Consider the following 13,498-nt stretch of genomic DNA (forward strand, 5'->3'; position numbering starts at 1 on the left):
CTGGTCGAGCCGGTAAGAGTTCAGATGGGTTGCCCATGGCGAGCAAGCGCACCACCGTCCGTGACCTGCGGAGGCACAACCGTTCCCTGCTGCTGTCGAAACTGTACTTCGACGGTCCGCTGTCGCGACACGAACTCAGCCAGCTCACCGGATTGAGCGCGGCCACGGTCAGCAACGTGACCGCTGAACTGGGCGAAGAACGGCTCATCACGGAAGCGGGACAGGTCGAGTCGGACGGCGGCCGGCCGCGCGTGCTGCTGCGCGTCGACCCGGCTTACGGGCACGTCGCGGGCGTCGACATCGGGGAGACCGGCGTCAAGGTCGAGCTGTTCGACCTGGCGATGAACCGCCTCGCGACGGTCGAGCACCCGCTGCCGAAGGCGCCGGATCCCGCGACGGCGGTCGAGCAGGTGACGTCCGGGCTGCGCGAGGTGTTCGCGAGCGCGGGCATCGACGACTCGGCGGTGCTGGGCGTCGGCATCGGCGTGCCGGGCACGGTCGAGCAGGGGGCGCGGGTGCTGGTGCACGCGCCGACGGTCGGCTGGGACGCGGTGCCGCTGGTTTCGCTGCTGCGGGACGCGGGCGTGAGGTTGCCGCTGTTCGTCGACAATGGCGCGAAGACCCAGGGCCAGGCGGAGATGTGGTTCGGCGCCGGCCGCGGAGCGCGGCACGCGGTGATCGCGCTGATCGGCTCGGGTGTCGGCGCGGCGGTGGTGACGGACGGGACGACGTACCGCGGTTCGACGAGCAGCGCGGGCGAGTGGGGCCACACGACGATCGCGTACGGGGGGAACGACTGCCGCTGCGGCGCGCGCGGCTGCCTGGAGGCATACATCGGCGCGGGCGGGGTGCTGGCCCGGTACCGCCGGGTGCGCGGCAAGGACGTCCCGGGCGAGGACGAGCAGGCCCAGTTCGCGGCGCTGCTGGAGGCGGCCCCACGCTCCAAGACAGCGGCGCGGGTGCTCGACGAGACGGCGGGCTACCTCGGCGCGGGGATCGCGAACTTGATCAACCTGTTCAACCCGGAGCGCATCGTGATTGGCGGGTGGGCGGGCTTGGCGCTGGGCGAGCTGCTGCTGCCGCGCATCCGCGAAGTGGCGGGCGAGCACGCGCTGCGGCACCCGTTCAGCCAGACATCGATCCAGCTGGGTTCACTGGGTCTCGACGCGGTGGCGACGGGAGCGGCGACATTGCCGGTGGCGGACCTGCTGGACCAGGGCGCGACGTCGAGGATCGTGAAGCCGGGGGCCCCGGACTCGGACGCGGCCTGAGCGCCCACGAGACCAGACACCGACGAGAACCCAGGCTCCCCCGCACCCCGATCCGAAGCCAGAACACGGCCGGCAGCGCCGGGTCAAGGCATCTTTCCCGCCTTGACGCGGTGTTGCCGGCCGTAGTCACAATGACAGCTTCGGGGTGCCGGAAAGAGCACTACCAACCATGCCCCACTGAGCGGGAACCCCGCCGACCAGCACCGCGACCCGCCCACCCCGTCACCCACCCACCCTTAATTCGGGTTGAAAAAAAATGACCGGCCGACGGTTGCCCGACTTGTCTGGACCATGCATACTTTGTTGCCAGGCACAACAAAGACCCGCCGCCGCCCGCGATCCGACCCCGCCCCAGGGATGCGAGCGCCGGCGTAACCGGTCGCGCCTGCCGCCGCCCCGGCAGTCGAGGCCACCTCCCCTCCCGCGTTTCGTGCTGCGCGCGGAACGCCGGTCCCCCCTGGTGAGAGAGGCGACAACGATGTCCACCTCATTCCGCAAGTTCCGCAGGTTCCGAAGAGCAGCGGCCCTCTTCGCCGCCGGCTCGCTGCTGTTCCTCGGACAGCAAGCGCTGACCGCCCCCGCGGCCGAAGCCGCCGCCACCTTCACCGACGACTTCAACGGCCCCGCCGGCGCCGCCGTCGACGGGTCGAAGTGGCAGCTCGAAACCGGCGACAACGTCAACAACCACGAGCGGCAGTACTACACGTCGGGCACCAACAACGCCCAGCTCGACGGGCAGGGCCACCTCGTCATCACCGCCAAGAAGGAAAACCCCGGGAACTACAACTGCTGGTATGGCCGCTGCGAGTACACCTCCGCGCGGATGAACACGGCCGGCAAGTTCAGCCAGGCCTACGGCCACTTCGAGACCCGCATGAAGCTCCCGCGCGGGCAGGGCATGTGGCCGGCGTTCTGGATGCTCGGCGGCGGCAACTGGCCGACCGACGGCGAGATCGACATCATGGAGAACGTCGGGTTCGAGCCGAACACCGTGCACGGCACCATCCACGGCCCCGGCTACTCCGGCTCCGGCGGCATCGGCGCGGCCTACAACGGCCCGAACTTCTCCGACGACTTCCACACCTACGCCGTGGACTGGGCGCCGAACCAGATCAAGTGGTACGTCGACGGCAACCTCTACCAGACGCGCACGCCGTCCGACCTGAACGGCAACCGCTGGGTCTACGACCACAACTTCTTCATCATCCTCAACCTCGCCGTCGGCGGGTACTGGCCCGGCGACCCCAACAGCAGCACGCAGTTCCCGCAGCAGCTGGTCGTCGACTACGTCCACGTCACGAACGACACCGGCGGCGGCACCCCGCCGAGCGGGCGCACCGGGCGGATCACCGGCATCGGCGGCAAGTGCGTCGACGTCGCGGGCGCCAGCACCGCCAACCTCACGCCGATCCAGATCACCGACTGCAACAACAACGCGGCGCAGAACTGGACCATCGGCACCGACGGCACGATCCGGGCGCTAGGCAAGTGCATGGACGTCAACGCGGCCGGCACCGCGGACGGCACCGCGGTGCAGCTCTACGACTGCAACGGGACCGCCGCCCAGAAATGGGCGATCTCCGGGGCCAAGGACATCGTGAACCCCAACGCGAACAAGTGCCTCGACGCCACCGGCAACAGCTCGGCGAACGGCACCCGCCTGCAGATCTGGACCTGCGGCGGCGGCGCCAACCAGAAGTGGACCACTCCCTGATCCACCACATCGGGTAGGCGGGCCCCGCCCGGTCCGCCTCCCCGGCACTATTTCCTTCCCCCACAAGGAGAATCCAAGTGCGACGATTCATCGTCGCGCTAATGGGGTGTGCCCTGTTAGCGCTTTCTTTCCTGACCACCGGCTCCGCCCAAGCCGCCGTCGAGGCGGGACCGTCCGCGAGCCAGCTGCTCGCGAAGACGACGTCCTGCCAGCAGATCTCGAACGGCAAGTACTCCTTCGACGAAGGCGGCGCGGCCACCGTGCCCGTCTGCCAGGCCAACGGCGCGGTCTTCTTCAAGGCCGACATGGACATCGACTGCGACGGCGTCCGTACTTCCCAATGCAACGAGCAGACCGACTGCTGCTTCTACCCCGACACGGCGTTCCACACCTCGACCGACCAGCCGCTCAACGCGGCGCAGCTGCCGTACATCGTGCTGCCGCAGCCGACGTCCACATGGGACTACCGAAACTACGGCATCGACGGCGGCTCGGTCGTGGCGGTGATCTACAACAACCAGGTCACCTACGCCGTGGTCGGCGACACCGGCCCGACGAGCATCATCGGTGAGGCGTCCTACGCCACCGCTGTCAACCTCGGCATCAACCCCGACCCGTCCAACGGCGGCACCGAAGGTCCGGTGACGTACATCGTGTTCCCGAACACGCACGTCAACCCGATCGAGAACCACGCCAACGCCACCAGCCTCGGTGAGCAGGTCGCCACGCAGTTCGCCGGCGGCACCACCACGCCTCCCACTCAGAACGCGGGGCAGATCACCGGCCTCGGCGGCAAGTGCGTGGACGTGAACGCGGCCAGCAACGCCAACGGCACCGCGGTCCAGCTCTACGACTGCAACGGCTCCACCGCTCAACAGTGGACGGTCAATGCGGACGGCACCGTGCGCGCCCTCGGCAAGTGCCTCGACGTCACCAGCGCCGGCACGACCAACGGCACGCCGATCCAGCTGTGGGACTGCAACGGCTCGAACGCGCAGAAGTGGTCGGCCAACGGATCGCAGAACCTCGTGAACGCCGGCTCCGGCAAGTGCCTGGACGCGACCGGCACCAGCTCCGCCAACGGGACCCGGCTCCAGATCTGGACCTGCGGGTCCGGTGCGAACCAGAAGTGGACACTGCCATGAGGAAGCGCTCTCTCTTCAGCGTGCTCGGGGTCGCCGCGCTCGCCGCGGCCACCTTCGCCGTGCCCGCGCAGGCCGCGGGCGAGACCGTGAACGTCTGGCTCACCACGACCGACGACGCGAAGGGCGTCAACGTCACCCGCGGTCTGCAGCAGCAGACGCCGATCAGCTTCACCGCGGGGACCGGGACCGGCGGCCAGACCATCAACGTCAACGAAAACACGACCTACCAGCAGTTCGAGGGCGCCGGCGCGTCGTTCACCGACTCCGCCGCGTGGCTGCTCAACTCGAGCAACCTGCTCAGCGCCACCACTCGCAACCAGGTCATGCAGAAGCTGTTCGATCCCAACGCGGGCATCGGCATCAGCTTCCTGCGCAACCCGATCGGCGCGTCGGACATCGCGCGCTACAGCTACACGTTCGACGACGTCCCGGCCGGGCAGACCGACCCGAACCTGACGAAGTTCTCCATCGCGCACGACCAGACCGACGTCCTGCCGCTGACCAAGCAGGCGCTGCAGCTCAACCCGCAGATCAAGGTCATGGCGTCGCCGTGGAGCGCGCCGCCGTGGATGAAGGACAACGACAGCTACCTGCTCGGGTGGGTCGAGTCGCAGTTCTACCCGGCCTACGCGCAGTACTTCGTCAAGTACGCCCAGGCCTACCAGGCTGCCGGCGTGCCGATCAACTACCTGTCGGTGCAGAACGAGCCGACGTGCTGCGCGAGCTACCCGTCGACCAACTGGAACGGCGCCGGGCTCGCGTACTTCACGAAGAACAACCTGCTGCCCGCGCTGCAGAACGCGGGTCTGTCCACAAAGGTCCTCGCACTCGACTGGAACTGGGACCAGTACCAGTCCTTCGCGGCGCCCACGATGGACGATGCGGCCATCCGCACGCACCCGAACTTCGGGGGCATGGCGTGGCACGGCTACGGCGGAAACGTCTCGCAGCAGACGACCGTGCACAACCAATACCCGACCGTGAACGCGTATTCGACCGAACATTCGGGCGGCACCTGGGTGTCGAACCAGCAGGCCGAGGACATGACGAACATCGTCGACTACACGCGCAACTGGAGCCGCACGGTCACCAAGTGGAGCCTGGCGATGGACCAGGCGCACAACCCGCACAACGGCGGCTGTGACACGTGCACCGGGCTCGTGACGGTCCACAATGGAGACGGGCGCAACGGCCAGGTCGACTACACCGTCGAGTACTACACGATGGGCCATCTGACGAAGTTCGTGAAGCCGGGCGCGTACCGGATCGACTCGAACGACAACTCGACGGTCCGCAACGTCGCCTGGAAGAACCCGGACGGCTCGAAGGCGCTCATCGCGTACAACACCGGCACCGGCAACCAGAGCGTGCGCGTGAACTGGGGCAACTCCTCGTTCACCTACTCCCTGCCCGGCCACACCTCGGCGACGTTCACCTGGAACGGCACCCAGGGCACCGGAGGCGGTGGCGGCACCGGCAAGACCGGCGCGATCACCGGCCTCGGCGGCAAGTGCCTGGACGTCGCGAACGCCAGCAGCGCGAACGGTGCCGCGGTCCAGCTCTACGACTGCAACGGCTCCGGCGCCCAGCAGTGGACGGTCGGCACCGACGGCACGATCCGCGCGCTGGGCAAGTGCCTCGACGTGACCGGACAGTCCACAGCGGACGGTGCGCAGCTGCAACTGTGGGACTGCGGCGGGACGGCGAACCAGAGATGGGCGGCGACCGCGGCGCGGGACATCGTCGGATCGGCGTCGAGCAAGTGCCTCGACGCGACCGGCAATTCCAGCGCGAACGGCACCCGTCTGCAGATCTGGACGTGCACCGGCGCCGCCAACCAGAAGTGGAACGTGCCCGCATGAAGATGACAGCGGCATTCGGCGCCCTGATCGCGGCGTCAGCGCTTGTGTTCGCCCCGGGCGTCGCGCAGGCGGCGACCGGGCCGATCACCGGCCTCGCCGGCAAGTGCGTCGACGTCAACGCGGCGAGCAGCGCCAACGGGACGGCGATCCAGCTCTACGACTGCAACGGCAGCGGCGCCCAGCAGTGGACGACCGGGTCCGACGGATCGCTGCAGGCGCTGGGCAAGTGCCTCGACGTCACCAGCGCCGGCACGGCCAACGGCACCACGATCCAGCTCTGGGACTGCAACGGCTCCAACGCCCAGAAATGGACGGCCAACGCGGCGAAGAACCTGGTCAACACGGGGTCGGGCAAGTGCCTCGACGCGACCGGCAACAGCTCTGCCAACGGGACGCGGCTGCAGATCTGGACGTGCGCGACCAGCGCCAACCAGCAGTGGACGCTTCCGTCCGGCGGCACCACCCCGCCGCCGACCGGGCCGGGCGTGATGGCCGTGGCGCCGTACCTCTACAACGGCTGGGGCAACCCGCCGAGCCCGCAGACGATCCAGAACGCCACCGGCGTCAAGTGGTTCACGCTGGCGTTCGTCCTGTCCAACGGCTACTGCAACCCGCAGTGGGACGGCGGCCGCGCGCTGACCGGCGGCGTCGACCAGAACACGATCAACGCGGTGCGCGCGGGCGGCGGCGACGTCATCCCGTCGTTCGGCGGCTACTCCGGCAACAAGCTGGAGTCGTCGTGTGGCAGCGCGGGTGAGCTGGCGGCGGCGTACCAGAAGGTGATCAACGCCTACGGCCTCAAGGCGATCGACATCGACATCGAGGCCGACGCCTACAGCAACCCGACGGTGCAGCAGCGCACGGTCGACGCGCTGAAGACGGTCCGGGCGAACAACGCGGGCATCAAGCTGTACGTCACGTTCGGCACCGGGCAGTCGGGGCCGGACAACAGCCTGGTGAACCGGGCGGCTCAGGCCGGGCTCACGGTCGACGGCTGGGTCATCATGCCGTTCGACTTCGGCGGCGCGGGCCAGAACATGGGCACGCTCACCCAGCGCGCGGCGGAAGGCCTCAAGAACGTCGTCAAGTCGGCTTACGGCTACGACGACGACACGGCCTACCGGCACATGGGCATCTCGTCGATGAACGGCATCACGGACAACAGCGAGACGGTCACCCTGGCCGACTTCACTACGATCCTGGCCTACGCGAACACGCACCACCTGGCCCGGCTGACGTTCTGGTCGGCCAACCGCGACCGGCCCTGCCCGGGCGCCTACCCGAACGACGACACGTGTTCGGGCGTTTCCCAGCAGGCGTGGGACTTCACGAGGATCTTCGCCCGCTACGCCGGCTGACCCGGCCCCCCGGAAAAGCCGTGAAGGCCACCTTGAGTTCCTCAAGGTGGCCTTCACGGCTTTGCGGGTCTGGGCTGCCGGACCGTGGCACTGGGGAGCCCCGGCCCGGCAGCGGTGTGGTTCCGCCTGCCGCTGGGGGTCTCCGGCGGCGAAACCGCTCAGAGATTATCCAGCCCGGACCGGTTTTGGTGCGTCCGGATGGCAGAGATGCCCGATCGGGCACCCTAGACTGGCCGCCGTGTCCGAACCGACGGTGGACGACGTACTGGCCGAGCTGGCCGCGCTCGAGGACCCGAAGGCCCGAGCCGTGAACGAGAAACACGGCGACGACCACGGCGTGAACCTCGGCAAGCTGCGCGCGATCGCGAAGCGGCTGAAGACGCAGGAAGACCTCGCACGCGAGCTGTGGGCCACCGACGACACGGCGGCGAAGCTCCTGGCGACGCTGATCTGCCGCCCGAAGTCGTTCGAGCGCGACGAGCTGGACGCCATGCTGCGCACCGCGCGCACGCCCAAGGTGCACGACTGGCTCGTCGGCTACGTGGTCAAGAAGAGCCCGCACGCCGAAGAACTCCGCCGAAAGTGGTTCGCCGACCCGGACCCGGTGGTCGCGAGCGCCGGCTGGGCGCTGACCACCGACCGCGTCGCGAAGCAGCCTGAGGACCTCGACGGCCTGCTCGACGTCATCGAGAAGGAGATGAAGGACGCGCCGGACCGCCTGCAGTGGGCGATGAACCACTGCCTGGCCCAGATCGGGATCGAGCACGCCGGACACCGCGCCCGGGCCATCGAAATCGGCGAACGCCTCGAAGTGCTCAAGGACTACCCGACGCCGCCGAACTGCACGTCGCCGTTCGCGCCCATCTGGATCACCGAGATGGTGCGCCGCAGGACGTAGTCAGTCCGCCGCGACCGCCGCCCGAGCCGCCTCGGCGCGGTGCTCGATCAGCCGATGTCTTGAATGAGTCATTCAGGTCTTCCGACGTCCTGAATGACTCATTCAAGACGTTTGCGGCCCGCCTGCCGCGACCCGGCCGGCGGTCACCGCGCTAGTCCGCCGCGACCGCTGCCCGGGCCGCCTCGGCGCGGTCCGCGTACGCCTCGACCAGCTGTTCCTCCGCGTCCTCGAGGTACTTCATCAGCAGCTGCTCCGCGCCCGGGCCGTCGCCGGCCTCGATGCGGTCGAGGATCTCGTGGTTGCGCGGGAGGTAGCGCTCGTGGAAGCGCCGCGGCTCGGCCATGATGTGGAAGACCAGCCGCAGCTCGGCGGTCAGCCTGCCGACCAGCTCGTTGACGCGCTCGCTGCCCGACAGCGCGGCCAGCTCCTGGTGGAACCACACGTTCGCGGTGCCGAGGTCCTTCCAGTTGCCGGTGCGCGCGGCCTCGTCGCCGATCTCGACCTTCTCGCGAATCCGCGCGAAGGACGCGGGCTTCGCCGTCACCCCCCGGACCGCAGCGCATTCGATGATCTTGCGGACGCGGTAGATGTCGACGACGTCCTCGACGCTCGGGATGCGGACGAAGACCCCTCGGTTGAGCTCGTGGGCGAGCAGCCGTTCGTGCGTGAGCAGCCGGAACGCCTCACGCAGCGTGTTGCGCGAGACGCCGAGCGCGTTGCCGATGTCCTGCTCCGAGAGTCGGCCGCCGGGCAGGAAGAAGCCTTCCGCGATGCGCTTGCGCAGGACGCCGGCGACTCGCTCGGCCGTGCTTTTGCGGCTGACCAGGCCGCGGTCGGCCTCCAAGCCCGGAAGGCCCGGCAGGTCGCTGTCTTCGATGCCCACGGCAGGGATGGTACCCGTCACACTGAGGACGATCCAATTGCCGTCTTGTGGAATTGTTCAACAATCCCTACTGTGTGAGGCACGCCACGATGAGACACTGGCCAGGAGGTGCCCATGACTGCGACAACTGCTACCGAGGCCCGGCCGTTCGACTGGTTCCGCACGCTCGGCAAACGCGGCCAACGCGCCTTCGCCGGTGCGTTCGGCGGCTACGGCCTGGACTCGTTCGACTACCAGACCCTGCCGCTCGGCCTGGCCGCGATCACCGCGTACTTCGGCATTTCGAGCGGCGAAGCCGGCCTGCTCGGGACGACGACGCTGGTCGTCTCGGCCATCGGCGGGGTCGGGGCCGGCATGCTGGCCGACCGGATCGGCCGCGTCCGCACGCTCCAGATCACGATCGCGATGTACACGATCTTCACCGTGCTCTGCGGGTTCGCGCCGAACTTCGAGACGCTGCTGATCTTCCGCGCCCTGCAGGGCCTGGGCTTCGGTGGTGAGTGGGCGGCCGGTGCGGCGCTGGTCGCGGAGTACTCGCAGGCTCGTTACCGCGGCCGGACCGTGGCGTTCGTCCAGAGCGCCTGGGCGGTCGGCTGGGGCCTCTCGGTGATCGTCTACACCGTCGTGTTCAGCCTGGCGAGCCCCGACCTGGCCTGGCGCATCATGTTCTGGACCGGCGTCATCCCGGCGCTGTTCGTGCTCTGGGTCCGCAAGAGCGTCAAGGACGCCCCGCGCGCCGAGGAACGCCTGAAGGCCGACCGCCCGAAGGGCACGCTCGTCAAGATCTTCAAGCCCGGCCTGCTGCGCACGACACTCTTCGCCGCGCTGCTCGCCACCGGCGTCCAGGGCGGGTACTACACGATCTCGACGTGGCTGCCGTCCTACCTGAAGAAGACGCGCGAGCTGACCGTGATCGGCACCGGCGGGTACCTCGCGTTCCTCATCACCGGCGCCTTCGTCGGGTACGTCTGCGGCGGCTACCTCACGGACCTGATGGGTCGCAAGAAAACATTCCTGACGTTCGCGCTGCTGTCGGCCGCGCTGATCGTCGCGTACACGCAGATCCCCAAGGGCGCCAACGGGCTCGTGCTGGTGCTCGGCTTCCCACTCGGCTTTTCGATGTCCGCGATCTTCAGCGGCTTCGGCGCCTACCTCGCCGAGCTCTACCCGACGTCGCTGCGCGGGACGGGACAGGGCTTCACGTACAACTTCGGCCGTGCGGTCGGCGCGATCTTCCCGACCGTCGTGGGCTTCCTCGGCGCGGGCGGCGCGATCGTGTTCGGCGCGCTGGGGTACGGCATCGCCGTCCTCGCACTGCTCGGCCTGCCGGAGACCCGGGGTATCGAACTCGTCGACTGAGGGGGAACTCATGACGACCTTTGAAGAGCCGGCGACGTTCACCCCGGCGCAAGCGCGCTCGGTGTTCCGCCGCGGCACCGCCCGCCCGACCACGGGCTGGTCCAACGGCTTCACCCAGACCAACCTGATCGCCGTGCCCGAGGACTGGGCCTACGACGTCCTGCTGTTCTGCACCCGCAACCCGCAGCCGTGCCCGGTGCTCGACGTCACCGACCCCGGCGATCCGGCCACCCGGCTCGCCGAGGGCGCGGACCTGCGCACCGACCTGCCGCGCTACCGGATCTGGCAGAACGGCGTGCTGGCCGGCGAGGTGTCCGACGCGACCGGCCTGTGGCGCAGCGACATGGTCGCCTTCTCCATCGGCTGCAGCTTCACGTTCGAGACGGCGCTGGCCGCCGAGGGCGTCCAGCTGCGGCACGTCGACCAGGGCCGCAACGTCGCGATGTACGTGACGAACCGGCCGTGCGAGCCCGCCGGGCGGCTGTTCGGGCCGATGGTCGTGTCGATGCGGCAGATCCCGGAGGACCGCGTCGACGACGCCATCCGGATCACCCGCGCGATGCCGGCCGTCCACGGCGCGCCGGTGCACGTCGGCGATCCGCGTGCGCTCGGGATCGACGACCTTTCCCGGCCGGACTTCGGCGATCCGGTGGACGCGGAGCCGGGTGACGTCCCGGTGTTCTGGGCCTGCGGGGTCACGCCGCAGGCGGCGCTGATGGCGTCGCGGCCCCCGTTCGCGATCACGCACGCGCCGGGGTACATGTTCATCACCGACTCCCGCGACAGCGACTACCGGGTGGGCTGAAATGGATCTGAACAGCGATCTCGGCGAGGGCTTCGGCGCCTGGAAGATGGGCGACGACGAAGCCATGCTCGACATCGTGACCAGCGCGAACATCGCGTGCGGCTTCCACGCCGGCGACCCGTCGGTGATGCGGCGGGTGTGCGGCATGGCGGCCGAGCGCGGCGTCGCGATCGGCGCGCACGTCGGCTACCACGACCTGGCCGGGTTCGGCCGGCGCGCGCTCGACATCGCGCCGGCCGACCTGGCGGACGAGGTGCTCTACCAGATCGGCGCGCTGGACGCGTTCGCCCGCGCGGCGGGCAGCCGCGTGACGTACGTGAAGCCGCACGGCGCGTTGTACAACACCGCGGCGGTGGACGTCGAGCAGGCCGCGGCGATCGTCGACGGCCTGCGCCGGTACGACCCCGCGCTCGCGCTGCTCTGCCTGCCGGACTCGGAAATGCAGCGGCAGGCGGAAAGAGCGGGCGTGGTGGCGTACGCGGAGGCGTTCGCCGACCGGGCGTACACCCCCGACGGCAAGCTCGTCTCACGCAAGAAACCGGGCGCGGTGCTGCACGACGCCGACGTGGTGGCCAAGCGCGCGGTCGGCATGGCGACCGGCGGCGTCGTCACGGCGGACGGCACCAAGCTCGAGCTGCGGCCGGACTCCCTGTGCGTGCACGGGGACACGCCGGGCGCGGTCGAGCTGGCCAAGCGGATCGAAGCGGCGCTGGCCGAGGCGGGCGTGCAACTGGGGGCGTTCACCGGATGACCGTCCGGCTGTTGCCCTGCGGGCGGCGTGCGGTCCTGGTGGAGCTGGACGACGTGCTCGGTTTCCAGGCTGCCGTGACGTCGTTGGACCTGGCCGGCGTCGAGGAGCTGGTCCCGGCGGCGCGAACGCTGCTGGTCCGCTTCGACCCGGCGGTGACGGACGCGGACCGCCTGGGTGCCGTGTTGCGTGAAGTGTCCCCTGTGGACAGTGCGGTGACGGCTTCGGCCGAGGTGGTGATCCCCGTGGTGTACGACGGCGAGGACCTGGCCGACGTCGCGGCCGAGGCGGGGTTGAGCGTCGCTTCGCTGATCGACCGGCACAGCTCGGGTTCGTACGTCTCGGCGTTCTGCGGGTTCGCGCCGGGGTTCGCGTACCTGTCCGGTTTGGACCCGGCGTTGCACGTCTCGCGCCGGTCGACGCCCCGGACGCGCATCCCGGCGGGTTCGGTGGCGATCGCCGGCGAGTACAGCGCGGTGTACCCGAGCGCGTCCCCGGGCGGCTGGCGGCTGCTCGGCCGGACGGACGTGCCGGTGTGGGACGTCGAGCGCGACCCGCCGAACCTGCTGCCGTCCGGCACGAGAGTGCGGTTCGAGGCGGTGACGGCGTGAAACTCGAAGTAGTGCGGCCGGGGTTCACGACGACGGTGCAGGACCTCGGCCGGCCCGGGCACGCGGCACTCGGCGTCGGCCGGTCCGGCGCCGCGGACCGCGGGTCGTTCCGGCTGGCCAACCGGCTCGTCGGGAACCCTCCGGGGGCCGCGGCCCTGGAGGTGACGCTGGGCGGTCTGGTGCTGCGCGCTTCGGCCGTCACGACGGTGGCGGTGACCGGCGCGCTGTGCCCGGTGTCGCCGGGCGGCATGAACGCGCCGATGACGTTGTGGCCGGGAGACGAACTGGTGCTGGGCACGGCTTCCGCCGGTTTGCGCTGCTACGTCGCGGTGCGCGGCGGGATCGACGTGGCCCCGGTGCTCGGCTCGCGATCCACCGACACGCTCGGGAAGCTGGGCCCGCCGCCGCTCGCCGCCGGGATGCTGCTGCCGGTGGGTGCCCCCGGCGCTTTCCCGGTGGCCGACTTGGCGCCGCGCGCGGCTTTGCCCGCCGCGCCGGTCCTGCGCGTCACGCCGGGCCCGCGTCGCGACTGGTTCGCCGCGCCGGATCGGCTGTTGTCCACTGTGTACACGGTTTCGCCGGACTCGGACCGCGTCGGGATCCGGCTGACCGGGCCGCCGCTTTCCCGCTCACGCGAAGGAGAGCTGCCGTCCGAGGCGTGCGTGCCCGGGTCGCTGCAAGTGCCCCCGTCGGGCCGGCCGATCCTGTTCCACGCGGACTCCCCGACGACCGGCGGCTACCCGGTGATCGCCGTCGTCGAAGAGCAGGACCTCGACCTGGCGGCGCAGCTGCGGCCGGGTCAGACAGTGAGCTTCCGTCCCGCGTCGTGAGTGGGAAACAGTGT

At 69.6% G+C, this 13,498-nt stretch carries 12 protein-coding genes; 11 read left to right on the forward strand and 1 reads right to left on the reverse strand.

The window, feature by feature from the left end; translation table 11 throughout:
* Positions 1-35 precede the first annotated feature (35 nt).
* The 6 genes from AB0M59_RS31605 to AB0M59_RS31630 all read left to right on the forward strand — a co-directional run bounded on the left by AB0M59_RS31605 (position 36) and on the right by AB0M59_RS31630 (position 8,248).
* The gene (locus tag AB0M59_RS31605) at positions 36-1,271 is read left to right on the forward strand and encodes an ROK family transcriptional regulator (protein WP_364622435.1); all 1,236 of its coding nucleotides are present in this window, start codon (positions 36-38) and stop codon (positions 1,269-1,271) included.
* A gap of 478 nt (positions 1,272-1,749) precedes the next feature.
* Positions 1,750-2,985, forward strand: a complete 1,236-nt coding sequence (locus AB0M59_RS31610) for a family 16 glycosylhydrolase (protein WP_364622438.1) — start codon at positions 1,750-1,752, stop codon at positions 2,983-2,985.
* Positions 2,986-3,062: 77 nt separating this feature from the next.
* Positions 3,063-4,130 (forward strand): ricin-type beta-trefoil lectin domain protein, encoded by a 1,068-nt coding sequence (locus tag AB0M59_RS31615; RefSeq protein ID WP_364622441.1) that lies wholly within the window; start codon positions 3,063-3,065, stop codon positions 4,128-4,130.
* Positions 4,127-5,992, forward strand: a complete 1,866-nt coding sequence (locus AB0M59_RS31620) for a ricin-type beta-trefoil lectin domain protein (protein WP_364622444.1) — start codon at positions 4,127-4,129, stop codon at positions 5,990-5,992. The genes AB0M59_RS31615 and AB0M59_RS31620 overlap by 4 nt, the downstream gene beginning before the upstream one ends.
* Positions 5,989-7,350, forward strand: coding sequence for a ricin-type beta-trefoil lectin domain protein (locus AB0M59_RS31625; protein WP_364622447.1), 1,362 nt, complete (start codon positions 5,989-5,991; stop codon positions 7,348-7,350). Before AB0M59_RS31620 ends, AB0M59_RS31625 begins: the two co-directional genes overlap by 4 nt.
* A gap of 238 nt (positions 7,351-7,588) precedes the next feature.
* Positions 7,589-8,248 (forward strand): DNA alkylation repair protein, encoded by a 660-nt coding sequence (locus tag AB0M59_RS31630; protein ID WP_364622450.1) that lies wholly within the window; start codon positions 7,589-7,591, stop codon positions 8,246-8,248.
* A 151-nt stretch (positions 8,249-8,399) separates the two neighbouring features.
* On the opposite strand, the gene AB0M59_RS31635 is transcribed toward AB0M59_RS31630, so the two are convergent.
* Entirely contained in the window at positions 8,400-9,131 is a 732-nt protein-coding gene (locus AB0M59_RS31635) for a GntR family transcriptional regulator (RefSeq protein WP_364622453.1), read from the reverse strand.
* A 114-nt stretch (positions 9,132-9,245) separates the two neighbouring features.
* Between AB0M59_RS31635 and AB0M59_RS31640 the strand changes: the two genes are divergently transcribed.
* The 5 genes from AB0M59_RS31640 to AB0M59_RS31660 are packed head-to-tail and all read left to right on the forward strand — an operon-like array spanning position 9,246 to position 13,484.
* A complete protein-coding gene (locus AB0M59_RS31640; RefSeq protein ID WP_364622456.1) occupies positions 9,246-10,490 on the forward strand; it encodes an MFS transporter in 1,245 nt (414 codons plus the stop codon).
* Between the two features lie 10 nt (positions 10,491-10,500).
* Positions 10,501-11,295, forward strand: a complete 795-nt coding sequence (locus tag AB0M59_RS31645) for a putative hydro-lyase (protein WP_364622459.1) — start codon at positions 10,501-10,503, stop codon at positions 11,293-11,295.
* Position 11,296: 1 nt separating this feature from the next.
* Complete coding sequence (locus AB0M59_RS31650; protein ID WP_364622461.1) at positions 11,297-12,046, forward strand: 5-oxoprolinase subunit PxpA; 750 nt, start codon at positions 11,297-11,299, stop codon at positions 12,044-12,046.
* Complete coding sequence (locus tag AB0M59_RS31655) at positions 12,043-12,654, forward strand: allophanate hydrolase subunit 1 (RefSeq protein ID WP_364622464.1); 612 nt, start codon at positions 12,043-12,045, stop codon at positions 12,652-12,654. The genes AB0M59_RS31650 and AB0M59_RS31655 overlap by 4 nt, the downstream gene beginning before the upstream one ends.
* Positions 12,651-13,484, forward strand: coding sequence for a biotin-dependent carboxyltransferase family protein (locus tag AB0M59_RS31660; RefSeq protein WP_364622467.1), 834 nt, complete (start codon positions 12,651-12,653; stop codon positions 13,482-13,484). The genes AB0M59_RS31655 and AB0M59_RS31660 overlap by 4 nt, the downstream gene beginning before the upstream one ends.
* Positions 13,485-13,498 lie beyond the last annotated feature (14 nt).

Source organism: Amycolatopsis sp. NPDC051371, from assembly GCF_040682155.1.
Lineage (GTDB): Bacteria > Actinomycetota > Actinomycetes > Mycobacteriales > Pseudonocardiaceae > Amycolatopsis.

Coding starts and splice junctions, on each gene's coding strand:
- AB0M59_RS31655 (WP_364622464.1), top strand. CDS start 12,043: ATGACCGTCCGGCTGTTGCCCTGCGGGCGGCGTGCGGTCCTGGTGGAG.
- AB0M59_RS31625 (WP_364622447.1), top strand. CDS start 5,989: ATGAAGATGACAGCGGCATTCGGCGCCCTGATCGCGGCGTCAGCGCTT.
- AB0M59_RS31640 (WP_364622456.1), top strand. CDS start 9,246: ATGACTGCGACAACTGCTACCGAGGCCCGGCCGTTCGACTGGTTCCGC.
- AB0M59_RS31650 (WP_364622461.1), top strand. CDS start 11,297: ATGGATCTGAACAGCGATCTCGGCGAGGGCTTCGGCGCCTGGAAGATG.
- AB0M59_RS31645 (WP_364622459.1), top strand. CDS start 10,501: ATGACGACCTTTGAAGAGCCGGCGACGTTCACCCCGGCGCAAGCGCGC.
- AB0M59_RS31620 (WP_364622444.1), top strand. CDS start 4,127: ATGAGGAAGCGCTCTCTCTTCAGCGTGCTCGGGGTCGCCGCGCTCGCC.
- AB0M59_RS31605 (WP_364622435.1), top strand. CDS start 36: ATGGCGAGCAAGCGCACCACCGTCCGTGACCTGCGGAGGCACAACCGT.
- AB0M59_RS31610 (WP_364622438.1), top strand. CDS start 1,750: ATGTCCACCTCATTCCGCAAGTTCCGCAGGTTCCGAAGAGCAGCGGCC.